Source organism: Streptomyces sp. NPDC033180 (genome assembly GCF_055577645.1).
On the sequence record NZ_JBVIPU010000016.1, the window covers coordinates 156178 to 181485 of the forward strand.

At 68.6% G+C, this 25308-nt stretch carries 26 protein-coding genes and 1 pseudogene; 18 read left to right on the plus strand and 9 right to left on the minus strand.

Annotation, left to right across the window (positions count from 1 at the left end):
• The first annotated feature begins 220 nt into the window (after positions 1 to 220).
• Positions 221 to 1144 carry a mycothiol synthase gene (mshD, locus tag ACZ5WE_RS32345; RefSeq protein ID WP_467695128.1) on the plus strand — a complete coding sequence of 308 codons (924 nt, stop codon included), beginning with the start codon at positions 221 to 223 and terminating at the stop codon, positions 1142 to 1144.
• A gap of 59 nt (positions 1145 to 1203) precedes the next feature.
• Here the strand turns inward: mshD and ACZ5WE_RS32350 are convergent, their stop codons facing one another.
• Positions 1204 to 1740 carry an LppU/SCO3897 family protein gene (locus ACZ5WE_RS32350; RefSeq protein ID WP_467695126.1) on the minus strand — a complete coding sequence of 179 codons (537 nt, stop codon included), beginning with the start codon at positions 1738 to 1740 and terminating at the stop codon, positions 1204 to 1206.
• Positions 1741 to 1883: 143 nt separating this feature from the next.
• Here ACZ5WE_RS32350 and ACZ5WE_RS32355 point away from each other — a divergent pair, with 143 nt between their 5' ends.
• From ACZ5WE_RS32355 to pstB, 10 genes are all read left to right on the plus strand, one after another.
• Positions 1884 to 2309, plus strand: a complete 426-nt coding sequence (locus tag ACZ5WE_RS32355) for a GntR family transcriptional regulator (RefSeq protein WP_467695124.1) — start codon at positions 1884 to 1886, stop codon at positions 2307 to 2309.
• The gene (locus ACZ5WE_RS32360; protein ID WP_467695122.1) at positions 2306 to 3211 is read left to right on the plus strand and encodes an ABC transporter ATP-binding protein; all 906 of its coding nucleotides are present in this window, start codon (positions 2306 to 2308) and stop codon (positions 3209 to 3211) included. Before ACZ5WE_RS32355 ends, ACZ5WE_RS32360 begins: the two co-directional genes overlap by 4 nt.
• A complete protein-coding gene (locus ACZ5WE_RS32365) occupies positions 3208 to 4179 on the plus strand; it encodes an ABC transporter permease (protein WP_467695120.1) in 972 nt (323 codons plus the stop codon). The genes ACZ5WE_RS32360 and ACZ5WE_RS32365 overlap by 4 nt, the downstream gene beginning before the upstream one ends.
• A 212-nt stretch (positions 4180 to 4391) precedes the next feature.
• A complete protein-coding gene (locus ACZ5WE_RS32370; RefSeq protein ID WP_467695118.1) occupies positions 4392 to 6638 on the plus strand; it encodes an RNA degradosome polyphosphate kinase in 2247 nt (748 codons plus the stop codon).
• Positions 6619 to 7737 carry a CHAD domain-containing protein gene (locus tag ACZ5WE_RS32375; RefSeq protein WP_467695116.1) on the plus strand — a complete coding sequence of 373 codons (1119 nt, stop codon included), beginning with the start codon at positions 6619 to 6621 and terminating at the stop codon, positions 7735 to 7737. Before ACZ5WE_RS32370 ends, ACZ5WE_RS32375 begins: the two co-directional genes overlap by 20 nt.
• Complete coding sequence (locus ACZ5WE_RS32380) at positions 7734 to 8156, plus strand: NUDIX hydrolase (RefSeq protein WP_467695114.1); 423 nt, start codon at positions 7734 to 7736, stop codon at positions 8154 to 8156. The genes ACZ5WE_RS32375 and ACZ5WE_RS32380 overlap by 4 nt, the downstream gene beginning before the upstream one ends.
• 206 nt (positions 8157 to 8362) lie before the next feature.
• Entirely contained in the window at positions 8363 to 9493 is a 1131-nt protein-coding gene (gene pstS, locus ACZ5WE_RS32385) for a phosphate ABC transporter substrate-binding protein PstS (RefSeq protein WP_467695112.1), read from the plus strand.
• A 117-nt stretch (positions 9494 to 9610) separates the two neighbouring features.
• Entirely contained in the window at positions 9611 to 10633 is a 1023-nt protein-coding gene (gene pstC, locus ACZ5WE_RS32390; RefSeq protein WP_467695110.1) for a phosphate ABC transporter permease subunit PstC, read from the plus strand.
• Positions 10630 to 11679 carry a phosphate ABC transporter permease PstA gene (pstA, locus tag ACZ5WE_RS32395; protein ID WP_467695108.1) on the plus strand — a complete coding sequence of 350 codons (1050 nt, stop codon included), beginning with the start codon at positions 10630 to 10632 and terminating at the stop codon, positions 11677 to 11679. Before pstC ends, pstA begins: the two co-directional genes overlap by 4 nt.
• A 50-nt stretch (positions 11680 to 11729) precedes the next feature.
• A complete protein-coding gene (pstB, locus tag ACZ5WE_RS32400) occupies positions 11730 to 12506 on the plus strand; it encodes a phosphate ABC transporter ATP-binding protein PstB (RefSeq protein WP_249589096.1) in 777 nt (258 codons plus the stop codon).
• Positions 12507 to 12625: 119 nt separating this feature from the next.
• Here pstB and ACZ5WE_RS32405 read toward each other — a convergent pair whose 3' ends face one another.
• Together ACZ5WE_RS32405 and ACZ5WE_RS32410 are read right to left on the minus strand one after the other, a co-directional pair.
• Positions 12626 to 13624, minus strand: coding sequence for an inorganic phosphate transporter (locus tag ACZ5WE_RS32405; RefSeq protein ID WP_367043471.1), 999 nt, complete (start codon positions 13622 to 13624; stop codon positions 12626 to 12628).
• 9 nt (positions 13625 to 13633) lie between these two features.
• Positions 13634 to 14254 (minus strand): DUF47 domain-containing protein, encoded by a 621-nt coding sequence (locus ACZ5WE_RS32410; protein ID WP_467695106.1) that lies wholly within the window; start codon positions 14252 to 14254, stop codon positions 13634 to 13636.
• 222 nt (positions 14255 to 14476) lie between these two features.
• Here ACZ5WE_RS32410 and ACZ5WE_RS32415 point away from each other — a divergent pair, with 222 nt between their 5' ends.
• Positions 14477 to 14833 (plus strand): metal-sensitive transcriptional regulator, encoded by a 357-nt coding sequence (locus ACZ5WE_RS32415; protein ID WP_160505880.1) that lies wholly within the window; start codon positions 14477 to 14479, stop codon positions 14831 to 14833.
• A gap of 402 nt (positions 14834 to 15235) precedes the next feature.
• Here ACZ5WE_RS32415 and ACZ5WE_RS32420 read toward each other — a convergent pair whose 3' ends face one another.
• Together ACZ5WE_RS32420 and ACZ5WE_RS32425 are read right to left on the minus strand one after the other, a co-directional pair.
• Positions 15236 to 15424 carry a hypothetical protein gene (locus ACZ5WE_RS32420; RefSeq protein WP_467695104.1) on the minus strand — a complete coding sequence of 63 codons (189 nt, stop codon included), beginning with the start codon at positions 15422 to 15424 and terminating at the stop codon, positions 15236 to 15238.
• A 120-nt stretch (positions 15425 to 15544) separates the two neighbouring features.
• Entirely contained in the window at positions 15545 to 16366 is an 822-nt protein-coding gene (locus tag ACZ5WE_RS32425) for an SCO4651 family lipoprotein (RefSeq protein WP_467695102.1), read from the minus strand.
• A 139-nt stretch (positions 16367 to 16505) separates the two neighbouring features.
• Between ACZ5WE_RS32425 and ACZ5WE_RS32430 the strand changes: the two genes are divergently transcribed.
• Positions 16506 to 16661, plus strand: coding sequence for a hypothetical protein (locus tag ACZ5WE_RS32430; RefSeq protein ID WP_467695100.1), 156 nt, complete (start codon positions 16506 to 16508; stop codon positions 16659 to 16661).
• Between the two features lie 94 nt (positions 16662 to 16755).
• Positions 16756 to 18330: an FAD-binding oxidoreductase gene (locus ACZ5WE_RS32435; protein WP_467695098.1), complete on the plus strand. Its 1575-nt coding sequence runs from the start codon at positions 16756 to 16758 to the stop codon at positions 18328 to 18330.
• 464 nt (positions 18331 to 18794) lie between these two features.
• Here ACZ5WE_RS32435 and ACZ5WE_RS32440 read toward each other — a convergent pair whose 3' ends face one another.
• The gene (locus tag ACZ5WE_RS32440; RefSeq protein ID WP_467695096.1) at positions 18795 to 19514 is read right to left on the minus strand and encodes a phosphatase PAP2 family protein; all 720 of its coding nucleotides are present in this window, start codon (positions 19512 to 19514) and stop codon (positions 18795 to 18797) included.
• A gap of 286 nt (positions 19515 to 19800) precedes the next feature.
• Positions 19801 to 20811, minus strand: coding sequence for a C40 family peptidase (locus ACZ5WE_RS32445; RefSeq protein WP_467695094.1), 1011 nt, complete (start codon positions 20809 to 20811; stop codon positions 19801 to 19803).
• Between the two features lie 346 nt (positions 20812 to 21157).
• Between ACZ5WE_RS32445 and ACZ5WE_RS32450 the strand changes: the two genes are divergently transcribed.
• On the plus strand, positions 21158 to 21397 hold the full coding sequence (locus tag ACZ5WE_RS32450) for a DUF397 domain-containing protein (RefSeq protein ID WP_467695092.1): 240 nt from the start codon (positions 21158 to 21160) through the stop codon (positions 21395 to 21397).
• 104 nt (positions 21398 to 21501) lie between these two features.
• Here ACZ5WE_RS32450 and ACZ5WE_RS32455 read toward each other — a convergent pair.
• A pseudogene (locus ACZ5WE_RS32455) lies at positions 21502 to 21726 on the minus strand (hypothetical protein); the annotation flags it as partial.
• Between the two features lie 212 nt (positions 21727 to 21938).
• Between ACZ5WE_RS32455 and ACZ5WE_RS32460 the strand changes: the two are divergent.
• Positions 21939 to 22622 carry a DUF4232 domain-containing protein gene (locus ACZ5WE_RS32460; protein WP_467695090.1) on the plus strand — a complete coding sequence of 228 codons (684 nt, stop codon included), beginning with the start codon at positions 21939 to 21941 and terminating at the stop codon, positions 22620 to 22622.
• Between the two features lie 46 nt (positions 22623 to 22668).
• Here ACZ5WE_RS32460 and ACZ5WE_RS32465 read toward each other — a convergent pair whose 3' ends face one another.
• A complete protein-coding gene (locus tag ACZ5WE_RS32465) occupies positions 22669 to 23307 on the minus strand; it encodes an NADPH-dependent F420 reductase (protein WP_467695088.1) in 639 nt (212 codons plus the stop codon).
• Between the two features lie 398 nt (positions 23308 to 23705).
• On the opposite strand from ACZ5WE_RS32465, the gene ACZ5WE_RS32470 reads away from it, so the two are divergent.
• Both ACZ5WE_RS32470 and ACZ5WE_RS32475 read left to right on the plus strand, forming a co-directional pair.
• Positions 23706 to 24032 (plus strand): hypothetical protein, encoded by a 327-nt coding sequence (locus tag ACZ5WE_RS32470; RefSeq protein ID WP_467695086.1) that lies wholly within the window; start codon positions 23706 to 23708, stop codon positions 24030 to 24032.
• Positions 24029 to 25258, plus strand: a complete 1230-nt coding sequence (locus ACZ5WE_RS32475; protein WP_467695084.1) for a putative T7SS-secreted protein — start codon at positions 24029 to 24031, stop codon at positions 25256 to 25258. The genes ACZ5WE_RS32470 and ACZ5WE_RS32475 overlap by 4 nt, the downstream gene beginning before the upstream one ends.
• Positions 25259 to 25308: the final 50 nt, after the last annotated feature.

The following is a 25308-nucleotide window of genomic DNA, read 5'->3' on the forward strand; positions in this document are numbered from 1 at the left end:
CAACGCGCGTAGCGCGACAGGGGGTTACGGGTTACGAGGTGGTTGCCGACGGAGGCCGCGTGGGAACGTTGCGGACACTTGGGACAAGCGTGATGGTGCACGGGGGCGAGGCCGGCCGGGTGCGGCGACAAGGGCGCGTGCGCCGTCGTGCACTCCCCCGCGGACCTCGAGTACGTCGGTGATCTGCTCCTCGACCGGCCGCCGCCGTACCCTCGACTCCATGACTGACGAGCAGCAGCCTCCCGCCACCCTGCGGCAGATCGACACCGTCGCCGACCTCACATCCGACCGGGCCGACGCCGTGCTCGGGCTCCTCGCGGAAGCGGCCCGCTCGGACGGCCAGCAGGCCGTGTCCGAGCAGGGGCGGCTGCAACTGCGGGGAGGGGCGCGGGAGGGAGTGCGGCATCTGCTGCTCACCCTCGGCGACGAGCTCGTCGGGTACGCGCAGCTGGAGGACACCGACCCCATCGAGGCGCCGGCCGCCGAGCTCGTCGTGCACCCCGCGCACCGCGGGAGCGGGCACGGCAGGGCGCTGGGCACCGCGCTGCTCGCCGAGTCCGGGCGGCGGCTGCGGATCTGGGCGCACGGCGGACACTCGGCGGCCCGGCACCTCGCCCAGGTCCTTGGTCTCACCCTCTTCCGTGAACTGCGCCAGATGCGCAGGCCGTTGGGCGACCTCGACCTGCCCGAGCCCGTCCTCCCCGAGGGTGTCTCCGTGCGCCCCTTCGTCCCCGGCGACGACGACGCGGCCTGGCTCGCGGTGAACGCGGACGCCTTCGCCCACCACCCCGAGCAGGGCTCGCTCACCCAGCGCGACCTGGACGACCGCAAGGCCGAGCCGTGGTTCGACCCGCAGGGCTTCTTCCTGGCGGAGAAGGACGGCGAGCTCGTCGGCTTCCACTGGACCAAGGTGCACGCGGACGAGGGCCTCGGCGAGGTGTACGTCCTCGGGGTGCGCTCCGGCGCGCAGGGCGGCGGCCTCGGCAAGGCACTGACGACCATCGGCCTGAACCACCTGGCCGGGGCGGGACTGCCGACCGCGATGCTGTACGTGGACGCGGACAACAAGGCGGCGGTGAGCGTCTACGAACGACTGGGGTTCACCACGCACGAGACGGACCTGATGTACCGCACGGAGTCATAGCCCCGTGACGGGGCGTTCCCCGAGGGGGGCGCCCCGTCCACATCCACCTGGCCGCTCGGCTACTTCGGGGAGAGCGGCTCCAGGCACATGCTGTACTGCACCCGGCCGCGCCGCGTCTGCTCGTAGCGGGACTCGCCGGGCTCGCACTGGGCCTCGTGCGTGCTCGTGACCTTGTACTCCGCCGACGCGCCGGAGCAGTCGACGGTCTCCATGTCCGGGCTGCTGTCGGACCCCTCGTTCCGCACGCAGTCGCCGGCCTCGGTGACCGCGGGCTCGTTCGCGGACGATCCGGGCTTGCTGACGGGGCTCGTGGTGTTGCCCCGGCTGCTGTACCACCAGACGCCCGCGACGACGGCGGCGATGAGCAGCGTCACCACCTTCATCAGGGGTGACTGCCGGTTGAACGAGCCGCCACCACCGCGCGGGCGCTGAGGCTGGGGCTGCGGCTGCTGGGGCTGATAGGGCTGCTGCGGTGCGAACTGCTGCTGACCGTAGGGCTGTTGCGGCTGGCCCTGGTACGGCTGCTGGCCCTGGTACGGCTGCTGGCCGTACGGCGCTTGAGGCTGTTGATAGCCGCCGTGAGGCGGCGGAGGCATGGACAAGGTAAGTCCCCCGACTTTCCATACGTGTTCACGTCAATGCTGAGCGGCAGACCTTACAAGATCAGATACCTCTTGACGGAACGGCCCCCTTGCACCACCCTTTCACTACTCAATTAGTGAAAGGGTGGTGCAAGGGCATGGTCGAGTTCCGTATCGACCGGCGCAGCGGCGTCGCCACCTATCTCCAGATCGTCCAGCAGACCCAGCAGGCCCTTCGCCTGGGCCTGCTGGAGCCGGGCGACAAGCTGCCGACGGCCCGTGAGGTCGTCGAGGCGACGGCCATCAACCCGAACACGGTCCTGAAGGCCTACCGCGAACTGGAACGCGAGGGCCTGGTCGAGGCCCGCCGCGGTCTCGGCACCTTCGTGCGGAGGTCACTGGGCTCCACGCCCACCGACTCCCCGCTGCGCGGAGAGCTGAGCCAGTGGGCCGCCCGTGCCCGTGCATCCGGTCTGGAGAGGGACGACGTCGCGGCGCTGTTCAGCGCCGTACTCGAAGAGCAGTTCACGCGCTCCGAGCACACCGAGCGCCCAGAACACGCAACCAAGGGGGACCACGCATGACCGACACCGCCATCGAGGCGGCCTCGCTCGCCAAGAGTTACGGGCGGCGGGGCCACGCCCTGCTCGACTGCTCCTTCCGGCTGCCCGCCGGGCGGATCTGCGCGGTCGTCGGGCCCAACGGCGCGGGCAAGTCGACGCTGCTCACTCTGGCCGCCGGGCTCCTGAGGCCCACCGAGGGCGCGCTCACCGTGCTCGGCACCGACCCGGCCGCCGCGCGCGAACGCATCGCGTACGTCGCCCAGGACAAGCCGCTCTATCCGCAGCTCAGCATCGCCGACACCCTGCGGCTCGGCGCCGAGCTGAACCCTGGGCGCTGGGACCCCGCCATCGCCGAACGTGTCGTACGCGAAGGGGACTTGGACCCGAAGCTGCGCGTGCGAACGCTCTCCGGAGGCCAGCGCACCCGCGTCGCGCTCGCCCTCGCGCTCGGCAAGCGCGCCGAACTCCTGCTCCTGGACGAACCGATGGCCGACCTGGACCCGCTCGCCCGGCATCAGCTGATGGGGACGCTGATGGCCGAGGCCGCCGAGCACGGGACCACCGTGGTGATGTCCTCGCACATCGTGGGAGAACTCGCCGAGTCCTGCGACCACTTGCTCCTGGTGTCCGGCGGCCGGGTCCGGCTCGGCGGCGGCATCGACGACCTCGTCTCGGCGCACGCCCTGGTCACCGGGCGCCGCCCCGTCGAGGACCTCGCCCCGCACACCGTCGTCGAGTCCCGCGCCACCGGGCGCGGCCTGACCGCGCTGATCCGCCCGGACGGCCCGGTCGACGAAGGCTGGGACGTCGAAGAACCGTCCCTGGAGGAACTGTTGCTGGCCCATCTCCGCTCGCCGGAGGCCCCGGCACTCCTCACGCCGAGCACCGCGCCCGCCGAGCTTCAGCGCGAGGTGACGGCATGAGCGCCCCCCTCCTGCGCGGCTCCCGCTGGGCGGACGTCCGGCTGCACCGCGGCGCGCTGTGGACGGGGCTCGGCCTCGTCTTGCTCGCGGCGGCGCTGACCGGTTTCTTCCGGTGGGCTGCCGCGGCCTACCCGCAGACGCTGGACGGCTGCGGGGCAGGCCCCTGCGAGAACGCCTTCCTCGGCTTCGCGAGCGCCCAGGACCTGCTGAACGAGTTCACGCGGAAGACGTCCAAGGGACTGCTCGTGCTCCCCCTCCTGATCGGCGCCTTCGTCGCGGGCCCGATGGTCGGCCGCGAGATGGAGTCCGGACTGCACCGGCTCGCCTGGTCCCAGTCGGTCACCCCGGCGCGCTGGCTCGCCTCGAAACTGACGGTGGCCGCGACCGTCGGCGTCGCCGGGACGCTCGCCCTCATGGGCGTCTTCCAGCTCGGCGCCTCCGGCATCCTGGGGCGCTGGAACCTCTCCTGGAGCGAGCGGGGCGTCTACGAGACGACGGGCCCCGCGCTGATCGCGTACTCCCTGCTCGCCGTGGCCGTCGGGGCGCTCACCGGGTTGCTCGTGCGCCGGACACTGCCCGCCATGTCCCTCACGGGCCTGGTCACTGGTGGTGTCCTGTTCGGCCTGGGCAATCTGCGCTGGCATCTGTTCCCGGTGGACACGATCTCGGGGCCCGCGTCGGGCACGATCACGGGTTACACGATGCACGGACTCCCCCTGGACTCTCTGATCATGGACATGGGGGTGCACAACGCCGCCGGTGAGCGCTTCGTCGCCGCGCAGTGCTCCTCCGATCAAATGGCTGACTTCCCCTGCCCCACCGACACCAAGATCACCGGCTGGTTCGCCGAATTCCACCCCCATTCCCACTTCTGGTACGTCCAGTTGATCGAGACCGGCATCGTCCTCGCCCTCGCCGCAGCGGCAACGTACGCCGCATTCCGCGTGCTCCGACGCCGCGCCGCCTGAGTTGCGCACCGCCCCCGGACGTGTGGACGTCCGGGGGACTCCGGCACATGTCCCGCACGTCATGTCGCCGTAACCAGTGATTCAGACTGGCTTGCGACCCTCGCTCAATGCAGCCCGCCGTGCCCGACCCTCCCCCCATGAACGGGAAGCTCGTCCTCACCCCGGCACTCTCCGACGCGCCTATCGTGCCCCCCGCGCGGAAGAATGGGTCCATGAGCCAGCCCAGCACCCAAGGTCAGGTCCAGCACGCCCAGCCCTCCGTAGGCTCCATCGCCGCGCACCGCCCGCACACCCTGTCGGCCGCGGTCTCCGACCTCGACCCCGACATCGACGCGGATCTCGACGCGTACGACGAGGACGGCCAGGTAGGACACGACGGCCAGGAGCTTCCGCAGGGCCGTTTCCTGGACCGGGAGCGCAGCTGGCTGGCCTTCAACGAGCGCGTTCTCGAGCTCGCCGAGGACCCGAACACCCCGCTCCTCGAACGGGCCAATTTCCTGGCGATCTTCGCCTCGAACCTGGACGAGTTCTTCATGGTCCGGGTGGCAGGACTGAAGCGGCGCATCGCGACCGGCGTCGCCACCCGTTCGGCCTCGGGCCTGCAGCCCCGCGAGGTCCTGGAACTGATCTGGAACCGCTCCCGCGAGCTCATGGCCCGGCACGCCGCCTGCTACCAGGAGGACGTCGCCCCCGGCCTCGCCGACGAGGGCATCCACCTGGTCCGCTGGAACGAGCTGACCGAGAAGGAGCAGTCCCGCCTCTTCACGCTCTTCCGGCAGCAGATCTTCCCCGTCCTGACCCCGCTGGCCGTGGACCCCGCGCACCCCTTCCCGTACATCTCAGGGCTCTCGCTCAACCTCGCCGTGGTCGTGCGCAACCCGGTGTCAGGACACACCCACTTCGCACGTGTGAAGGTTCCGCCGCTGCTCTCCCGCTTCCTTGAGGCCTCCCCCCAGCGGTACGTCCCCATCGAGGACGTCATCGCCGCTCCCGCGCACCTCGCGGAGCTGTTCCCGGGCATGGAGATCCAGGAGCACCACATGTTCCGGCTCACCCGGAACGAGGATCTGGAGGTGGAGGAGGACGACGCCGAGAACCTCCTCCAGGCCCTGGAGAAGGAGCTCATGCGGCGCCGCTTCGGGCCGCCGGTGCGCCTGGAGGTCGAGGAGTCCATCGACAGGAACGTCCTGGACCTCCTCGTACGCGAGCTGAAGATCAGCGAGGCCGAGGTCTACCCGCTGCCGGGCCCGCTCGACCTGACCGGGCTCTTCGGCATCGCGGCCCTGGACCGGCCAGAGCTGAAGTACCCGAAGTTCATCGCGGGCACGCACCGCGACCTCGCCGAGGTGGAGTCGGCGTCCGCGCCGGACATCTTCGCCGCCCTTCGCGAACGCGACGTACTTCTGCACCACCCGTACGACTCGTTCTCCACGTCCGTGCAGGCCTTCCTGGAGCAGGCGGCAGCCGACCCGGACGTCCTCGCGATCAAGCAGACGCTGTACCGCACGTCCGGCGACTCCCCCATAGTCGACGCCCTGATCGACGCCGCCGAGTCGGGCAAGCAGGTGCTCGTACTGGTCGAGATCAAGGCGCGCTTCGACGAGCAGGCGAACATCAAGTGGGCGCGGAAGCTGGAGGAGGCGGGCTGCCACGTCGTCTACGGCCTGGTCGGCCTGAAGACGCACTGCAAGCTGTCGCTCGTCGTCCGCCAGGAGGGCGAGACGCTGGTCCGCTACTCCCACGTCGGCACGGGCAACTACCACCCCAAGACGGCTCGTCTCTACGAGGACCTGGGGCTGCTCACCGCCAAGCAGGAGGTGGGCGCCGACCTGTCCGACCTCTTCAACAGGCTCTCCGGATACTCGCGCCGCGAGACCTACCGCCGCCTGCTCGTGGCCCCCAAGTCCCTGCGTGACGGGCTCATTTCACGCATCGACAAGGAAATACAGCACCACCGCGCGGGCCGCCCGGCCTACGTACGCATCAAGGTCAACTCGATGGTCGACGAGGCGGTCGTGGACTCGCTCTACCGCGCGTCGCAGGCGGGCGTGCCGGTGGACGTGTGGGTGCGCGGGATCTGTGCCGTGCGGCCCGGCGTCGCCGGGCTCTCGGAGACGATCCGGGTCCGTTCCGTTCTCGGCCGCTTCCTGGAGCACTCCCGCGTCTTCGCCTTCGGCAACGCGGGCGAGCCCGAGGTGTGGGTAGGCAGCGCCGACATGATGCACCGCAATCTCGACCGCCGTATCGAGGCGCTGGTCAGGGTCACCGACCCGGCACACCGGGCGACGCTGAACCGGCTCCTGGAGACCGGAATGTCGGACACCACCGCCTCCTGGCACCTGGGCGCGGACGGCAACTGGACCCGGCACGCGCTGGACCCGGAGGGCCAGCCCCTGCGGAACGTACAGGAGATGCTCATAGACGCCCGGAGGCGCCGGCGTGGCACAGCTAAACCATGAGACGACGACAGGCGATGTCCTGTCGGGCTATCTGCAGGGCCAGGCCACGGAGTTCCTGCGCTCGCTTCGGCTGCACCGCGAGTCGTCGACGGACGCACAGGGCGCGGAGGCGTCCCTGGAGGCGGCACGCGCCCTGCGCCGCGCGGCCCGCCGCATCGGCGGCACCCTGCACACCTTCCGTCCGCTCCTTGACCAGGAGTGGGCGTCGGGACTGCGCCCCGAACTGGCGTGGCTCTCCGGCACATTGGCCCGCGAACACGCGTACGCGACCCGCTTGGACCGCCTCCTGGACGCACTGCACCGCCTTTCGGGCACGCCGGGGGTGCCGATGCCCACGGATCATGCAGCCGTCCCGGCTGTGGGCAGGCGTTCCGCACGGCGATGGGGGTCCCCCCGCTCGAGCGCAGCCGAGAGTGGGGGAGGGTGGGCACAGCCCACCACACCGCAGGGGGCCGATGAACAGGGGGGAACTCCGAGGGGCCTGACAGTGGGCGCAGCCAAGGCCGCAGCACTCCTGGAGCGCCAGCTGACCCTCGCCCGCACGCGGGCCCACTCCACCGCCCTCCAGGCCTTCGGCTCCTCCCGCTTCCACGCGGTGGCGGACAACGTGGCGGTGCTCGCCAGCGAGGTCCCTCTCAGAGGCAACAACGCGGAGGACCTGAAACCCCTGGCCACAACCGCAGAGGAGAACCTCGCCGAAGCCGTCGCCGCCCTCCCCCTCGGCCAGGCAGGCCACCCGTACAACGCGGAAGCCCTGACGCACGGCCTCGCGGCGGCCGAGGCCCCCGAGGCCCAGGACGCCCCCTGGCTGAAGACCCGCGCCCTCCTGCGCCTGCACAGGTACGCCCAGGAAGTCCTCACCCCGGGCCCCGGCGGGGACCTGCGCCTCGCGGAGGCCGGCCACGCCCTGGACCGCCACCGCGAGGCCGCGGACGCCGCATCAGCCGCGGCCTCTGCCGCCCGTACCGCCCGCATCGCCCCGGCGACGGCGTACGCACTCGGCGTTCTGCACGCCGACCAGCGCCACGAGGTGGAGGCGGCCCGCTTCGCGTTCCACCAGGCCTGGCTCCGCGAGACGGAGGCGGTGAGCACGCCATGACACCCGACAGGGACGAGGTCGTCCGGGCCGCGGGCTGCGTCCTGTGGCGCCACTCCCCTCACGACGGCCGCCTGGAGATATGCCTGGTCCACCGTCCGAAGTACGACGACTGGTCGCACCCCAAGGGCAAGCTGAAGCGCTCCGAGACGCCCCTCGCGGGCGCCCTGCGCGAGGTCGAGGAGGAGACCGGCCACCGCTGCACCCCAGGCGCCCGGCTCCCCACGGTCCGCTACCTGGCCCAGGGGCGCCCCAAGGAGGTCAGCTACTGGGCGGCGGAGGCGGCGGACGGCCACTTCACGCCCAACAACGAGGTCGACCGCATCCTCTGGCTCTCGCCGACGGCGGCCCGCAACCGCCTCACGCAACCCCGCGACCAGCAGCTTGTCGACGCTCTGCTCGGGGTACTGAACCCTGCGTGATCGATCCGCTACTTTCCGTAGCACGCCGCCTAACCAGGCCGCCCTCCGAGGTTCACCCCCCGTTCACTCATGCCCATCGGCCGCTTCACCTGCCCTGCCTAATTTCAGCCTTACAAGACGACGTAAGACCGTAAGACCGCAACGAAGACGAAGACCTCGCACGCCGCCAGCAAAGGGCCGGCGGCTCCCGGAAGGAAAACCCGAAAGTGAAGCTTCAGCGCAAGAACCGGCTCCGCGCCCTCTCCCTCGGCGCCATCGCCGTCTCCGGCGCCCTGGCCCTCACGGCGTGCGGCTCCGACGACACGAGCGGTGGCAGCGGGGGCACCGGCAAGGAGTCCACCGCCAACGCCAACATCAAGTGCGATGACGCCAAGGGTCAGCTCGCGGCCTCCGGTTCGTCCGCGCAGAAGAACGCGATCGACGCCTGGCGCAAGGTCTACTCGACCGCCTGCAAGGACGTTCAGCTGAACTACAACCCGACGGGTTCCGGCGCCGGCATCACCGCGTTCATGCAGGGCCAGACCGCCTTCGCGGGCTCCGACTCGGCGCTGAAGCCCGAGGAGATCGCGGCGTCGAAGAAGGTCTGCAAGAACAGCCAGGCCATCGACCTGCCGATGGTCGGCGGCCCGATCGCCGTCGGCTACAACGTGCCCGGCGTGGACAACCTCGTTCTGGACGCCGAGACCCTCGCCAAGATCTTCGACGACAAGATCAAGACCTGGGACGACAAGGCCATCAAGAAGCTGAACCCGGACACCAAGCTCCCCGGCACCAAGATCCAGGCGTTCCACCGCTCGGACGAGTCCGGCACCACGGACAACTTCACCAAGTACCTCAAGGGCGCGGCGCCCTCCGCCTGGTCGCACGAGCCCGGCAAGTCCTGGGAGGCCAAGGGCGGACAGTCCGCCAACGGCTCCTCCGGTGTCGCGGGCCAGGTCAAGCAGACCGCCGGCGCCATCTCCTACTTCGAGCTCTCCTACGCCTCCGACGGCATCAAGACGGTCGACCTGAAGACCGACGCCAAGGAGCCGGTGAAGGCCACCGTCGACAACGCCTCCAAGGCCATCTCCGAGGCCAAGGTCGTCGGCAAGGGCAACGACCTCGCCCTGGAGCTCAACTACAAGCCCACCGCCGAGGGCGCGTACCCGATCACCCTGGTGACGTACGAGGTCCTCTGCGAGAAGGGCAACAAGGCCGAGACCCTCGCCGCGACCAAGTCCTTCCTGACCTACATCGCCAGCGAGGACGGCCAGAACGTCCTCAAGGAGAACGACTACGCGCCGATCCCGGCCGAGATCATCTCCAAGGTCCGCACGACCGTCGCGGGCCTGAGCTAGCTGAACCGAGTGCGGCCGGCCCGGCGATCCAGGGCCGGCCGCACCGTCCGGTGCACCGCCGCCAGGAGCAACTCCCGCTGAAGAAGCGGTGATCGGCTCCGCAGACCGGAGAATCTTATGGATATACCAAGCAGTACGACAGCACCCCCACCCCTCGACGACGTGAAGCCCTCGGGCATCACCCCGAAGCGTCCCCGCCGCAGCGCGACCCGCCCCGGCGACCGGATCTTCCTCGGACTCTCCCGTGGCTCCGGCATCACGCTGCTCGTGATCATGGCGGCCATCGCGGCCTTCCTCACCTACCGTGCGGCCCTCGCGATCTCGGACGACACGGGCAACTTCCTCACCACCTTCGAGTGGGACCCGGCCGGCGCCACCACCGGCGGCAAGCCGTACTTCGGCATCGCGGTCCTGGTCTTCGGCACCGTGGTGAGCTCGGTGATCGCCCTGGTGATCGCCGTCCCCGTGGCCATCGGCATCGCGCTGTTCATCTCGCACTACGCGCCGCGCAGGCTGGCCACCCCGATCGCCTTCGTGATCGACCTCCTGGCCGCCGTGCCGTCGATCGTCTACGGCCTCTGGGGCGCCCTCGTGGTCGCGCCCAACCTGACCGGCCTCTACAGCTGGCTCGACGACTACTTCGGCTGGACCGGCATCTTCGAGTACCAGGGCGGCGCCCCGCGCTCCCTGATGACCGTCGGCATCCTCCTCGCGATCATGATCCTGCCGATCATCACGAACGTCAGCCGTGAGGTCTTCCTGCAGGTCCCGAAGATGCACGAGGAGGCCGCGCTCGCGCTCGGCGCCACGCGCTGGGAGACCATCCGCATGTCGGTGCTCCCCTTCGCCCGCTCGGGCGTGATCTCCGCCTCGATGCTGGGCCTTGGCCGTGCGCTCGGCGAGACGATCGCCGTCGCTACCGTGCTCTCCCCGACCTTCCTCATCAGCGCGTCCGTGCTCGACCCCGGCGGCGGCACCTTCGCGCAGAACATCGCCAGCAAGTTCAACGAAGCCACCGAGTACGGCCGTGACGCGCTCATCGCATCCGGCCTGGTCCTCTTCGTCATCACCCTGCTGGTCAACGGCGCGGCCCGCCTGATCATCGCGCGCCGCAAGGAGTACTCGGGGGCCAACGCATGAGCGCCACCATCGTCAAGCCCACGAGCCTGCAGGGCGCCCGCCTCCCGCGCTGGACGCCGGCCGTCGTCGCACTCGGATCCGCCGCCGTCGCCATCGGCATCGGCATGGGGGCCGGCCTCGACAGCCGAATCCAGTGGGGCCTGATCGCGGCCGTCCTCTTCCTCGTCGCCTCGTATGTCCTCGCGGTCGCCGTCGAGGGCGGACGCCAGGCCAAGGACCGCCTCGCCACCTCGCTGGTGTGGGTCATGTTCCTGCTGGCCGTCGTCCCGCTCGCCTCGCTGGTCTACGAGACCGTCGAGCGCGGCTCGACCGTCTTCAACGGCTACTTCCTGACCCACTCCATGGGTGTGGTCGCGGACGACGAGCCCGGCGGCGGCATCTACCACGCGATCATCGGGACCCTGGAGCAGGTGCTCCTCGCCTCCGCCATCGCCGTGCCGATCGGCCTGCTCACCGCGATCTACCTCGTCGAGTACGGGCGCGGGAAGCTCTCCAAGGTCGTCACGTTCTTCGTGGACGTCATGACCGGCATCCCCTCGATCGTCGCGGGCCTGTTCGTCCTCAGCTTCTGGATCCTGATCCTGGGCTTCGACTTCTCCGGCTGGGCAGGCGCCATGGCCCTCGCCATCCTGATGATGCCGGTGATCGTGCGCTCCACCGAGGAGATGCTCAAGCTCGTCCCGAACGAGCTGCGGGAGGCGTCGCTCGCCCTCGGCATCCCGAAGTGGCGGACCATCCTGAAGGTGGTCCTGCCCACCGCGATCGGCGGCATCACCACCGGCGTCATGCTGGCAGTAGCGCGTATCGCGGGCGAGACCGCACCGGTCCTGCTCCTGGTGTGGGTGAACCCCATGATCAACATGAACCCGTTCGAGGGCTCGCAGGCCTCACTGCCGCTGTACATCTACCAGCAGTACGGGGCCGGCAACCAGGCCGGTTACGACCGCGCCTGGGCGGCGGCGCTCGCCCTCATCGGCTTCATCATGATCCTCAACCTGGCGGCCCGCGGCGTAGCCCGCTGGAAGGCCCCCAAGACGGGCCGCTGACCGCGGCCACTCAGCGACCTCTCTGTAACCCCCTTAAGGCAGTGATCCCCATGGCCAAGCGAATCGACGTATCGGGCCTGACCGCTTACTACAGTGCCCACAAGGCCATCGAGGACATCTCGATGACCGTGGAGCCCCGCTCCGTGACGGCCTTCATCGGCCCCTCCGGCTGCGGCAAGTCCACCTTCCTGCGCACCCTCAACCGCATGCACGAGGTCACCACCGGCGGCCGCGTCGAGGGCAAGGTGCTCCTGGACGACGAGGACCTCTACGGTCCCGGTGTCGACCCGGTCGCCGTGCGCCGCACCATCGGCATGGTGTTCCAGCGCCCCAACCCGTTCCCGACGATGTCGATCTTCGACAACGTGGCAGCGGGCCTGCGGCTCAACGGCTCGTACAAGAAGAGCGAGCTGAACGCCATCGTCGAGAAGTCCCTCAAGGGCGCCAACCTCTGGAACGAGGTCAAGGACCGCCTGAACAAGCCCGGCTCCGGCCTCTCCGGCGGCCAGCAGCAGCGCCTGTGCATCGCGCGGGCCATCGCGGTCGAGCCCCAGGTGCTCCTGATGGACGAGCCCTGCTCGGCCCTCGACCCGATCTCGACCCTCGCCATCGAGGACCTGATCGGCGAGCTGAAGGAGCGCTTCACGATCGTCATCGTGACGCACAACATGCAGCAGGCGGCGCGCGTATCGGACCGTACGGCCTTCTTCAACCTCGCAGCGGTCGGCCAGCCCGGCAAGCTCATCGAGATCGACGAGACGGAGCGGATCTTCTCCAACCCGTCCGTCCAGGCGACCGAGGACTACATCTCGGGCCGCTTCGGATAACCCTGGCAAAGCACAGACTCCCCGCGGTGCTGCATGGCGGTGCCACCGCAGGGGCAACAAGAAAGGCCCGCCCCCTGGCTCCCGGGGGGCGGGCCTTTCCGTTGTCGTCTCCCGTACTGCTACAAGAACGCGAGATTCACGATCCAGAAACTCGCGGCGGCGACAATGGCAGCCGCGGGCATCGTGATGAACCACCCCAGGATGATGTTCTTGGCAACACCCCAGCGCACCGCGTTCACACGCTTCGTGGCGCCCACACCCATGATCGCGGAAGTGATCACGTGCGTGGTGGAGATCGGCGCGTGGAACATGAAAGCGGTAGTGAACATGATGCCCGCGCCGGTGGTCTCGGCGGCGAATCCCTGCGGCGGGTCCAGCTCGATGATCTTGCGGCCGAGCGTACGCATGATGCGCCAGCCACCGGCATACGTACCGAGCGACAGCATCAGCGCACAGGCGATCTTGACCCAGATCGGAATGGGCGCGTCGGCGTCCTGGACATCGGAGATGACCAGGGCCATCACGACGATGCCCATGGTCTTCTGCGCGTCCTGCAGCCCGTGCCCGAGCGCCATTCCCGCCGCGGACACCGTCTGCGCGATACGGAATCCGCGCTTGGCCTTGTGCGGGTTGGACTTCCGGAACATCCACATGATCGCGCACATCACCAGATAGCCGGCAACAAGGCCGACAAGGGGCGAGATGAACATCGGAATGACGACCTTGTCGAGCACTCCCGACCAGATCACCCCGATTCCACCGGCGAGCGCGGCTCCGACCATTCCACCGAAAAGCGCGTGGGATGAGGACGAAGGAAGCCCGAAGTACCAGGTGATGAGGTTCCACACGATGGCGCCCACCAGGGCGGCAAAGAGGATCCACATTCCCTTGTCGCCTTCGGGCGTCTCGATCAGGCCCTTACTGACCGTCTTGGCGACACCACTGCCCATGAAGGCACCGGCGAGGTTCATGACGGCGGCCATCGCGAGTGCCGCGCGAGGCGTCAGCGCCCGGGTGGAGACGGAAGTGGCGATGGCGTTCGCGGAGTCGTGAAAGCCGTTCGTATACGTAAATCCGAGCGCGACGCCGATGGTCACGATCAAAGCAAAGGTGTCCATGGAGAGGCCTCAGGACTCCTTGACCGCAATGGTCTCCACCGTGTTGGCGACGTGCTCGAACGCGTCGGCCGCCTCTTCAAGCACGTCGACGATCTGCTTGAGCTTCAGCACTTCCATGGCGTCGTACTTGCCGTTGAAGAGCTGAGCGAGAAGCTTGCGGTGAATCTGGTCGGCCTGGTTCTCCAGACGATTGACCTCGATCCAGTACTCGGTGAGGTTGGACATCGTCCGCAGATTGGGCATGGCCTCCGCCGTGAGTTCGGCGGCCCTCGCGAGCACCTCGATCTGCTGCTCGACACCCTTGGGGAGTTCCTCGACCTGGTAAAGGACGACCAGGTCGACGGCCTCCTCCATAAAGTCCATGATGTCGTCGAGGGACGAGGCCAGGTTGTAGATGTCCTCGCGGTCGAAAGGCGTGATGAAGGAGGAGTTCAGCTGGTGGAAGATCGCGTGTGTCGCGTCATCTCCAGCGTGCTCCGCGGCCCGCATACGCTCTGCGATCTCGGCTCGGGCGGAGGCGTCAGCCCCGAGCAGTTCCATCAGGAGCTTCGAGCCCGTGACAATGTTGTCCGCGGATGCGGCGAACATGTCGTAGAAGCTCGTCTCCCTGGGGGTCAGACGAAAGCGCACGTGGGGTCCTCGGGGTGCTTTGGATTCGGTCAGGCTGATGCTAGGCGCATCATCCGGCCACGGCTAACCGGCCAGACCCCAGTGTCGCCCATCGGGCACAGTGATCAGCACACCCCCCGAGCAATCGAGTATCCTATACCCTCTAGGGGTATAGGAAGCCAGTTGAGCCAGTGGCTTTCCTATGACTGCCCAGCAGAGTGACTGTCCAAGCAGGAGGACGCGATGACGACCACCGAGCCGGCCGGTGTGGCCATGAACACCGAAGCGCCCTCCGAGCCCGGCGGCCACGACCAGGGTGTCCACGGCTACCACAAGCAGAAGGACGAGCACCTCAAGCGACTGCGCCGCATCGAGGGCCAGATCCGCGGCCTCCAGCGCATGGTCGAGGAAGACGTCTACTGCATCGACATACTCACTCAGGTCTCGGCCGGCACGAAGGCCCTGCAGTCCTTCGCCCTCCAGCTCCTGGAAGAGCACCTGCGTCACTGCGTGGCGGACGCGGCGGTCAAGGGCGGCGACGAGATCGACGCGAAGGTCGAAGAGGCCACCAAGGCCATCGCCCGCATGATGCGCACGTAAGGCTCCCGCCTGGGGCACCAGATCCCGAGCCCGCCGCTTCGCGACGAATCACCTCCGCCCACCCCGATAGCCCCGCGGGGATGCTCGCGACGAATCACCTCCGCCCCCGATAGCCCCGCGGGGATGCTCGCGACGAATCACCTCCGCCCCCGATAGCCCCGCGGGGATGCTCGCGACGAATCACCTCCGCCCACCCCGATTGCCCGCGGGGGTGCTCGCGACGGATCACCTCCGCCCACCCGATAGCCCCGCGGGGTGCTCGGGTGGGTGGGCGGGAGAAATCCGTCGCGAAGCGGCGGGCTCGGTGTTTGCGGCGGAGCCGCGGCAGCTACGGGGGACGAGGCGGAGGCAGGGTCCGGGCCACGCCCCGCTCAGGGGCTCCGGGGCCACAGGGCCCCGGGATCAGTCGCGGTCCTCGGTTCGGCGTCGCTCCACGCCGGTGGAGACGTTCAGGACCTCGTCGATGCGGTCGGCACTCAGCCGATCCTCCCCCGCGGCGGACGCCGCGATGATGAGTTCGCCGCACAGCTCGATCTCGGCAAGGGCAACGTGGTCCTGAACAGTCGTACCGCGCACCAGAGCCACGTTCATCACCTCTTCCTGACCTTGCTTCCTGCCGGTACCGACTTCCTAGAGTAGGGAGCGGCCCACACACGGCGCATGGCACGGACGGACCATTTCCACACCCCCGGGCGCGACTAGCCGAGCACCCTACTTCTCGGCGATCTTCCCCGCGAAGATGTCCTCGCTCGCCGGCAACCGCACATCCACCCGCACCCCGAAGTCGAACAGCAGCGTGGTCGACGCCACCTCGGCGTTCGCGACACTGAAGTGCTGCCGCAGCTTCCGCAGCCGCCCCTGCTCGTCGAGGTACGCGTCGAAGGGCACCCGGCCCTTGCTGAACCCTTTCGCCGCCGCCTCAAGAGCTTCTCGCTGCCCCTCGGAAGCGGCCTTCGCGGCGCTCGGAAGGTCCGCGGTCCCGCGGTAGTGCCGCACCTTCACGCCGGCCACCGCCGTCTCCCCCACGTACGACGCCTTGCTCACGCCCCGCAGCAGCTCCGCCGCGGCCAGCGGATCGGTGGCCCCGCCCGTGACCAGGTTGCCGTCCGAGAGCGACGCCGTGTCGATCCGCACCCACTTGTCGGCGGGCACCCCGGCCCCCCGGTTCTTCATGTAGAGCGCGCCGCTCGCCATCAGCTCGGTGACGGGACGGTGCTCCTCGTCGCCGGCGGGATCCTTCGGCAGCACCACCACGAACCGCCCCACCTGCCGCCTGAAGTCGTACGAGCCCTGCCCACGGATGGTCACGCGGGTCCCGCCGCTGGCCATCTCCATGGACGTACGCGCCTTGGAACTCCCCGCGCGGACAAGGGCGTCGGCGGAGTCCCGCACCACGTCGACGGCGTCCTGGGAGGCGGCGCGGCCGTCGTCCGCCGCGGCTCCGCCCCCCGAGCAGCCCGTGGCGACGGCCATGAGACCCACCGCCGCGGCCGTGGCGACCGCCCCGCCTGTGCGCCTGTGCTGGTGACCCATCGCCCGACTACCCCCAAGCCTTCCCGCGAGGTGCTGTAGCCCCCTGTCGTTCCGTGTAACGACCGGTACGTTGACCCGGTCACGCGTGAGAGCGTTCACCCGACGTGGGTACGTCACCCGGCGTGGGTACGGTGGAGTCGTGGCCGAGGAGCGACAGGACGAACCCCACCGCACGACGACGGTCGAGCAGGGCCGCTTCTGCGCGGCCACGTGCAGTTGCGGCTGGCGCGGCCCCGCCCGCAGAGCGCGCAGCAAGGCCCGGACGGACGCGGAGTCCCACACGTCCCACGAATAGACCGCCGCGTCACGCACAACTCCCCTTTCCGCCCAGCGGAACCCATGGGTCCCGTACGCCGTCTCGTAGTCCGGGAACCAACGGGAGGGGCGTCATGGAACGACGTACGTTCATCAGCACGGCGGCGGCGACCACGGCCGCCTTGGCGGCGGCGGGCTGCACCGGCTCGGGCTCAGGCGCGGGGTCCGACGGAGGAACCGGCACGGGTGCCTCGCGCTCCGGCACTCCCCTCCGCACATCGAGTGCCGCCGCGTCCGCCGCGGCGAACCTCACCGCCCTCGCCAAGGACCTGGACGGCACCCTGGTCAAGCCGGGCGAGGCGAAATGGGCGGCGGCCCGACAGCTCTACAACACGCGCTACGACAGCCTGAAGCCGACGGCGGTCGCGTACGTGGCGAACCCGGACGACATACGGACGACCCTGACCTACGCCCGCGCCCACGACATCCCGGTCTCCATACGCAACGGCGGCCATTCCTACGGGGGTTGGTCATCCGGCACGGGCCGCCTCATCGTCGACGTATCGAAGCTGAACAAGACACGCGCCAGTGGTTCGACGGCCACGGTCGGCGCGGGCGCCAAGCTGATCGACGTCTACCGCACCCTTGCCGCGAAGGGCGTGACGATCCCGGCGGGCTCCTGCCCGACGGTCGGCATCTCCGGCCTGACGCTTGGCGGCGGCCACGGCGTGGTGTCGCGGGCGTACGGCCTGACCTGCGACAGCCTCACGTCGGCGACGCTGATCACGGCGGACGGCAAGCAGCTGACGGCGAGCAGGAGCGAGAACAAGGACCTCTTCTGGGCGCTGCGGGGCGCGGGCAACGGGAACTTCGGTGTGGTGACCGAGCTGAGCTTCCGCACGCACGCGGCTCCGCAGGGCGTCTCGGCGTACATGACCTGGCCCTGGTCGAAGGCGGCCGCGGTCGTCAAGGCGTGGCAGCAGTGGGGCCCCGACCAGCCGGACGAGATCTGGTCGTCGGCGCACCTGGCGAACACGCCGGGCGGCACGCCCACGGTGTCGGTGGCGTGCTTCTCCCTGGGCACGTACGGCGAACTCCAGAACGCGGTGGACCGCCTGGCCGACAAGATCGGCGCCCCGGCCCGCAGCGTCTCCCTGAAGCGGCGCTCGTACGAGGAGTCGATGGAGGTGTACGCGGGCTGCTCGTCCTTCGCCTCGGACGCCCAGTGCCACCTGCCCGGCGCGACACCGGGCCGGAGCCCGCAGGGCGCCCTGAACCGCGAGACGTACGCGGCGAGTTCGGACTTCTTCGACCGCTCGCTGTCGGCGGCCGGGATCCGCACGCTCCTCACCCAGGTGGAGAACGTGACGGGCGCGAGCGGTGGCAGCATCGCGCTGACCGCCCTGGGCGGCGCGATCAACCGAGTCGACCCGACGGCCACGGCCTTCGTCCACCGCCGCTCGCGGATGCTGGCGCAGTACATCGCGTCCTGGCGCCCCGGCACCTCCGGCAAGCCGGCCCAGGCGTGGCTGAAAAGCGCGCACGGGGCGATGGGGCGGTACGCGTCCGGGGCGGCGTACCAGAACTACGCGGACCCGACACTGACCAACTGGCGCAAGGCGTACTACGGTTCGGCGGCGGCCCGCCTGAAGACCCTGAAGAAGCAGTACGACCCGAAGCGCTTCTTCGACTTCCCCCAGGCGCTGTGACTGGCTCCTGAGCCTTGGGCGCCGCTGATCACCGGCTCCGCCGAGTCGTCCTCAAACGCCGGACGGGCTGGACCTCCAGCCCGTCCGGCGTTTGAGGACATCTTGTGCGGGGTCTGGGGCGGAGCCCCAGGTAGGCCCGGGGCGCAGGCACGGTTTTCGGGAAGGGCGGGGTCGGGGAAAAATCTCGTCCCCCGGACGGCCGCCCCCACAACCCGAACAGCCCCGCCCGACACGTCCTCAGGTGGCCCATTCACCGGGACCCGGCTGCTCTGGGGGTATGAACCCGCGAATAGCCACAGCCGCAGCGTCCACCGCCGCCCTACTGGCCCTGGCGGCCCCGGCGGCAAACGCTGCCGACGGCGACGCACACCCCGAGGCAGGCGCCCTCACCGCCGCCTCCGCAGGAGTAACCGCCGCGGCGGCAGCCACAGGCTGGTGGCTGCTGAAGCGCCGCAAGGCAGAGGCTAGGCCGCAAGGTCCCGCTCATCCGGACCGGCGGCCGCCGGCGCCAGCTCCGCCACACCCTCACCCTCACCCTCGGCCCCCGGCACCGGACCCGGCTTCGCCCACACCAGCCACGCACCCCGCCCCGTCCGCCCAACAGCCTTGACCACAGGCGTGAGCAGGGCCATCGCGAGCGGCGAGAGCAGCAGCGCGACAGCCGTCCCGAGCGCGAATCCGCCCACCACGTCCGTCGGATAGTGCACGCCCATAAAGACCCGGCAGAAGCCTTCGAGCAAGGCGAGAGCGATGCCGACAAGGCCGAACTTCCTGTTGGCCACGAAAAGCCCGACACCGAGAGCCATCGCGAGCGTCGCGTGATCGCTCACAAAGGAGAAGTCGGTCTTTCCGTGCACAAGGAGCTCAAGGCCGTCGTGGTCCTTGAAAGGCCGACGGCGCTCCACAAATCCCCGAATCGGCACATTCACCAGGACAGCGATCCCGGCCGCCAAGGGCGCCCAGACAACAGCGGCGACAGAGGAAGCGGCGTCATCGAGCGTCCCGCGCCTTCGCTGTCCCCACCAGCACCAGACGACGAGCAGAACAAGCGCGAGCAGCAGTCCGTACTCGCCGAAGAACGCGATCGAATTCGCCAGCCAGGCCGGCGAATCCTCAGCCAGCCCGTTGATGTCGTAGAGCAGGCTGACGTCGGGGTTCGACCCTGTTGTGTCGAGTCCAGCCATGGTGCTGCGGCCCCTTGTCTCCTCGCCTCGGACGCACCTTGCCGTGCGCCCTTCCATCAACCCCCGTGGTCGGTGCTGCTTGCTGCGTGGTCAATGCCGCTCGCTACCGGGTGGAACGCGCGGTCCCCTTCACTACGTTCCACTCTCCACCGAATGATCACGCAGACGTTATCGAAGAGAGACACATCACCGCAGCTCAGAGAAGTGTACTGACGGAGAGTTCAAGCCACATCACGCGCCGCTCACGCCTCCGCAACGGCCGCGTTTCGGTGCGGTCCGCGAACCTTCAGGCAGCGGACAGCTTGTCGGGCACGGCGTTCGCCCCGTCCTCGGTGACGCGAGTCGCGCCAAAATAGTCCGGCGTGTCGATCGGGTCGAAACGGATCACCGCGCCGGGCCGCGGGGCGTTGATCATGTAGCCCCCGCCCACGTAGATCCCGACATGCCGGATGGCCCGTGAATTGGTGAGGTCGTCCGAGAAGAACACCAGGTCGCCCGGGAGCAGTTCGTCCCGTTTCGGGTGAGGCCCCGCGTTGTACTGGTCGTTGGCGACACGCGGCAGATCGATATCGACACTTCGATAGGCGGCGAGCGTGAGACCGGAACAGTCGAACCGGCCGTTCTGCTCGGCGGTTCCGTTCCCGCCCCACAGATAGAGCGTGCCGAGCTTCTTCTGCGCGTAGTAGATGGCGCCCGCCGCCTGCTGCGAGGGCTGCACCCTGCCGGTGGGCCGGGCGAAGCTCTTCTCCAGGTTCGTGATGGTCTTCACGTAATTCTGGGTCTCGCGGTAAGGCGGCACGCCGCCGTACTTGATGACGGCGTACGCGCCCGCGTTGTACGCGGCGAGCATGTTCTCCGTCGGGCTTCCCGGGGCGTCCTTCACATAACTGGCGAGTTTGCAGTCGTACGAAGCGGCGGACGGGATGGCGTCCTTCGGGTCCCACACATCGCGATCGCCGTCACCGTCACCGTCGACCCCGTGCGTGGCCCAGGTCCCCGGAATGAATTGCGCTATCCCCTGGGCCGCGGCCGGGCTCTTCGCCTTCGGATTGAACCCGCTCTCCTGATACAGCTGAGCTGCGAGCAGGGCGGGGTTGATCGCCTTGCACAGGTTGCCCCACTTCTGCACGAGGGGCTGGTAGGTCGCGGGCACAGCACCTTTCGCGAGCCCCACGTTCCCCTGACCGGCACCGCCGGCGATGCTTCCGGCGGCCATGTACGTCCCCACGACGAGCAGCGCGATGAAGCTCATCGCCCCGCTGATCCCGACGGCCGCGACCAGCCACGCCTTACGCACCGTCAACCACCCCTCACCGCACGGGAGTCCGCCGAGCTCAGTGTAGAGGCGTCACCTGCGCCTGAGGGGGATCACCGCCGAGCTCCGCCCAGAGCAGTTTCCGTCCCGCGCGGCACCGAGGGGGTAGGCGCCCGCGGCATCGGCGCAGGCCTGCACGAAATACAGCCCACGCCCACTCTCGGCGTCCGTACGGTTGGGGGGGGAGGCCCCCGCAGGACCCGCCCCGCATGCACTGGAACTTTCCTGCACTCCGCGCCCCCACCCCCCACCCGCACAGGGGCAAAAGCCCACACAACGGCCCCTCCCACCCCACCCCTTCCACGAAAGTCCCGCGAAGGACCCCACAGTGACCGACGCCCCCACCCCCGACATCCCCCCGACCCTCGACTGGATCCGTGCGGCCCCGGAAGGGGAAGAAGGACCAGGCCCCTGGATCGAGATCGCGTACGGCCCTGAGGACGCCGTGTACCTACGGGAAACCAGCGACCCCGAGAACATCGTGACCACGACCCGGGCCAAGTGGGACGCCTTCGTACTGGGCGTACAGGCAGGCGAGTTCGACCACTTCGTAGAGGGCGTGGAATGACGTGGAATGACAACGCCCGCCCCGACCGGATGACACACACCCCCCGGCAGCCGGCAGCAAGGCACCGCTCCCCGGGGGACAACCCGTCCGCGCCAGCGGGGCGGCTGCTCATCGGCGAACTGCGCAACCCGGTTCCGCCGGACGCGGCGGGCGGCCTCCTCGCCGACCCTGTCCGCCGTCGGCCATCCGGCCTCATCCATGACCTCGCCGAGTCGGTCACCGTGCCGCGCGGTAAGCCGGCGCCACGCCAACTGCTCGCCGGGGTCATCGCTGTTGGCGTGGGCGAGTACAGGATCAGACGCCCTGAGCCCATGCGTACGCGGACACATGCGTACGCGCTTCAAGTGCGTACGCGCTTCGAGACGGCCACCTCGCGTCCCACCCCGCCGTTCCAGGCAAGGCACATTCCCGCAGGTCAGAACATTGGAACCATTCCAGCGTCCCGGATGATCCGGCGCTCCTTGTCCCCGCCGGAGCCCTCCCCTTAGCTGTGATCACCACAGCCCACCAGCAGACAACCAGCACCACTCGGGGGACTCCCATGAAGCACACCCGCAAGGCCGTCGCGGCAGTCATCGGCCTCGTCGCCGCCCTCTCCCTCACCGCCTGCAACGGCGACGACAACGCGTCGGCGGAGACGACCACCAAGCCCACCGCGTCAGCGGACAAGGGCGGAGACAACGCGGACACCGGCGCCGGAGCCGACACCGGTACCGGCAGCAGCACCGGCGGGACCTCCGGCGGCGGCAAGACGTCCGGCGACGGAGGCGCCCAGGGCACGGCCGCGGGCACTGGTGACAACAGCAACGGCGAGGTCGGCATCTGCCGTACCGACGAGCTCGAAGTGAACGCCACCGACAACACCACCGACAAGACGGAAGGCGTCGTCACCGTCGTCTTCAAGAACGGCGGCGGCCGGGACTGCTCCATCAAGGGCTACGCGGGCGTCGACCTGACGGCGTCCACGGGCGACACCCTCTCCGTGGACCGCAACGGCGAGCAGGCCGTGCCCGGTGTCCTGAAGGACGGCGATTCCGCCGCCTTCAACATCACGTTCCCGTACAACAACTCGGGCGGCTCCGGCGTCCGTATCACCAGCCTCGTCGTCACGCCCCCGAACGAGACCAAGCACGTCACCCTCGACTGGCCCGCGGGCACGCTCCCGGTCTCCGACGGCGAGGGCGCGGTCAAGCTGGAGATCAGCCCGGTGGGCAAGGTCGGTTGACACCCCCGGGCCCGGCCCACGCCCAGGCTCCAGGCCCGGCACCTGCTCAGGCGGCCCGCCCGGGCAGCACCACCTTGAACCCGAAACCGTACGTGCCGAGCGCATCCCCCACCCCAATGAACAGCAGCGCGGCGTGTTCCTGACCGCGCGCGGTCCCGATGCCGCCCAGATCCAACTGGGCGGCATCGGGCCATCCCAGGTCACTGAGCAGCTGCCGCGTCGTCCGCTTGGCGGCGGCGTCGTCACCGGAGAGGAAGACCATGCCCGGCTCCTCCAGGCTCCCGGGATGCGTCATCACCACCGAGTCCATGGTGACGAGGGTCTTGACCACCGGCGTCTCGGGAAACGCGGCCTGGATCTCCTCGCTGAGGCTGTAGTTGGGGTGGGAGAGCTCCATGTTCTCGGTGAACCCGACACCCACGTCGACCAGCACCTTCCCGGCCAGAGCAGCCGCGCCGATCCCCTTCAGCAGCCCCACCGACTCGGTCCCGGGCGTGGCATTGACCAGCGCCTCCCCGTGCGCGGCAGCCTCCTCGAGCCCGACGACGGTGAACCCCCGCAGCTCCTCCGCACTCCCTCGCTCCTCAGGGTCCCGCGACCCCAGCACGGCGTCGTGTCCCGCTGCCAGCCAGCCAGTTGCCAGTGCACGGGCGACATGTCCTGTTCCAAGCAGTCCGATTCGCATGGATACGACGCTAAGTACCGCCTCCGGCAAGCGAATCGGACGGAAGTCGCGGACGCTCTGGGCCCGTCGACGTACGCCAATAGCCCGAGGCCCATAGCCGAGGTATCCCATGGCCCGAGGTATCCCATAGTCCGCGGGCCGCCGGGTGACCCCACCAGCACACATCAACACGATCGGGCTAAGGCCCCAAGGCTGCCGGACAGTTACCCCGAAGGGTTGACACTCACCCCGCCCGATAAATACAGGTTCGCGCATCTATGACACAAACTTCGCAATAGGGAAACCCGCCCCCCATAGATAGCGTCGGTCGCCCCAAGACCGCCGTCGTATCACCGGATTCGAACACGGCGCACGACATGTCCCATCGTGAATCGCGTGACCAGAACCCAGGGGTAGGCATGGCCGAGAGGCTGAGGCTCGACGCGGTCGAGCTCGAAGGATTCATGAAACTGCTCGATGGATCCGTCACATCCCTGAAGGGCCTGCGCAGTGCTCTGGCCGGAGCGACTGTGGGCGGCCTCGGGACGGACGACCTCGACAAGGCCTGCGAAAACTTCCAAGAGGACTGGAAGTACGGCGCGGAGCAGATCGGCAAGCAGGCGGAGGATCTGAGCAAGATCGTCGAGCAGAGCAAAGACGCATTCCTGGAGGTCGAGGATGCGCTTGTCAGGGCGTTGCACAAAGCGGGCAAGACCAACGATGACATCGTTGAGGTGCCCAAGTGACGGATGTGACCAGCTATCCGGATCTCGGCTTTGATCCGACGCCTGGAGACTGCGACACCGTAAAGGAACTGCGCAAGAAGCTTGGCACCTGCGTCACTGTCCTCCGCGACACCCGCAAGGTCGTCACCAAGCTGATGGACGGCAGCTACTGGGAGGGTGACGCAGCGGTAGCCTTCAGGGAGTCCGTCAAAGAGGGGCCGCTGTCCCTCAATCTGAAGAACGCCGCACGCTCCATCGAAAAGGCCGCAACGCAGTTGGAGCGCTGGGAAGGCGACCTGGACGAATTCCAACGCCGGGCGAAAGCTCTTGACGGGAAGGCCAAGGACGCCCGGGAGGCGCTGAGGGCCGCAAAGGGGCATGCCGACACCGCCGGCGATGATCCGGACCTGGGCAGGAAGGGCGACAAACAAGACGACGCGAAAAGAACCTTGAAGCTCGCCAACGGCAAGGTCGAGGATGCTCAAGCGGAACTCGACCGGATCCTGGCGAGGGCGCGAAGCCTGGAAGACGAGCACGGGAATAGGTCCGCATACCGCGCGGGCAGGATTCGCGAAGCGACGAACAAACTGGCACCGCATGAGCCTGGTGTACTGGAGAAGTCCTGGGAGTGGGTCAAGGAGAATCTTCCGGATATTCTCAGTGCGATTGCCGGGGTTCTGGCGTTGGCGGCAATCCTGGCCACCGGCCCTTTGGGGGTTGGGGTTGCAGCGGCGCTCTTGTTGGCGGCGTCAGCTACAAGTGCAGCGGCGCTCGTATCCCGACTCTCGGAATCGGAGGTGCGGGAGTCCCTGATGGACGGCTTTACCAAGGGCGAGCTCGACTCTGACTTCTTCGGAAATCTGGTTTCGGTCGGAGCCGATACCGTGGGGGTGGTGCCTGGCCTCGGAGCTGTCGTCAAGGGAGGGCGCGCTGCCACTCAGGCGATGCGGGCGGGAATCGGACCCATGAGCCTCGGCCAAAAGCTGGCTGCCTACGGCACGCAGACCTTGGATGCAGGCAAGGAAGTCGCCAGGCTGGGAAATCCCTTGGTTAACGCGGTGGTCACCAGCGAAACGGCAGCTGAGAACGTGGCTGTTACTTCAGGTGCTCTGGGGCTCGCGACTGCTGGCTACGGGTTCATCGACGACGACGAAGGCAGGGTCGAGGCGACGACCAGGGTTGATGGCGGGCGTCTTCTGCTCGACTTGCCAGGAATCCCGTCCATCGCACGTTTCGCCTTCACCTAACACTCCCTGCAGAAGGATCTCCCCAATGAACCCTGCTGATTACCCCACCG

What these genes read in the sequence shown, in the direction of transcription:
- mshD (WP_467695128.1), top strand. Translation starts at nt 221, where the DNA reads ATGACTGACGAGCAGCAGCCTCCCGCCACCCTGCGGCAGATCGACACC.
- ACZ5WE_RS32350 (WP_467695126.1), bottom strand. Translation starts at nt 1,740, where the DNA reads ATGCCTCCGCCGCCTCACGGCGGCTATCAACAGCCTCAAGCGCCGTAC.
- ACZ5WE_RS32355 (WP_467695124.1), top strand. Translation starts at nt 1,884, where the DNA reads ATGGTCGAGTTCCGTATCGACCGGCGCAGCGGCGTCGCCACCTATCTC.
- ACZ5WE_RS32360 (WP_467695122.1), top strand. Translation starts at nt 2,306, where the DNA reads ATGACCGACACCGCCATCGAGGCGGCCTCGCTCGCCAAGAGTTACGGG.
- ACZ5WE_RS32365 (WP_467695120.1), top strand. Translation starts at nt 3,208, where the DNA reads ATGAGCGCCCCCCTCCTGCGCGGCTCCCGCTGGGCGGACGTCCGGCTG.
- ACZ5WE_RS32370 (WP_467695118.1), top strand. Translation starts at nt 4,392, where the DNA reads ATGAGCCAGCCCAGCACCCAAGGTCAGGTCCAGCACGCCCAGCCCTCC.
- ACZ5WE_RS32380 (WP_467695114.1), top strand. Translation starts at nt 7,734, where the DNA reads ATGACACCCGACAGGGACGAGGTCGTCCGGGCCGCGGGCTGCGTCCTG.
- pstC (WP_467695110.1), top strand. Translation starts at nt 9,611, where the DNA reads ATGGATATACCAAGCAGTACGACAGCACCCCCACCCCTCGACGACGTG.
- pstA (WP_467695108.1), top strand. Translation starts at nt 10,630, where the DNA reads ATGAGCGCCACCATCGTCAAGCCCACGAGCCTGCAGGGCGCCCGCCTC.
- pstB (WP_249589096.1), top strand. Translation starts at nt 11,730, where the DNA reads ATGGCCAAGCGAATCGACGTATCGGGCCTGACCGCTTACTACAGTGCC.
- ACZ5WE_RS32405 (WP_367043471.1), bottom strand. Translation starts at nt 13,624, where the DNA reads ATGGACACCTTTGCTTTGATCGTGACCATCGGCGTCGCGCTCGGATTT.
- ACZ5WE_RS32415 (WP_160505880.1), top strand. Translation starts at nt 14,477, where the DNA reads ATGACGACCACCGAGCCGGCCGGTGTGGCCATGAACACCGAAGCGCCC.
- ACZ5WE_RS32420 (WP_467695104.1), bottom strand. Translation starts at nt 15,424, where the DNA reads ATGAACGTGGCTCTGGTGCGCGGTACGACTGTTCAGGACCACGTTGCC.
- ACZ5WE_RS32425 (WP_467695102.1), bottom strand. Translation starts at nt 16,366, where the DNA reads ATGGGTCACCAGCACAGGCGCACAGGCGGGGCGGTCGCCACGGCCGCG.
- ACZ5WE_RS32435 (WP_467695098.1), top strand. Translation starts at nt 16,756, where the DNA reads ATGGAACGACGTACGTTCATCAGCACGGCGGCGGCGACCACGGCCGCC.
- ACZ5WE_RS32440 (WP_467695096.1), bottom strand. Translation starts at nt 19,514, where the DNA reads ATGGCTGGACTCGACACAACAGGGTCGAACCCCGACGTCAGCCTGCTC.
- ACZ5WE_RS32460 (WP_467695090.1), top strand. Translation starts at nt 21,939, where the DNA reads ATGAAGCACACCCGCAAGGCCGTCGCGGCAGTCATCGGCCTCGTCGCC.
- ACZ5WE_RS32465 (WP_467695088.1), bottom strand. Translation starts at nt 23,307, where the DNA reads ATGCGAATCGGACTGCTTGGAACAGGACATGTCGCCCGTGCACTGGCA.
- ACZ5WE_RS32470 (WP_467695086.1), top strand. Translation starts at nt 23,706, where the DNA reads ATGGCCGAGAGGCTGAGGCTCGACGCGGTCGAGCTCGAAGGATTCATG.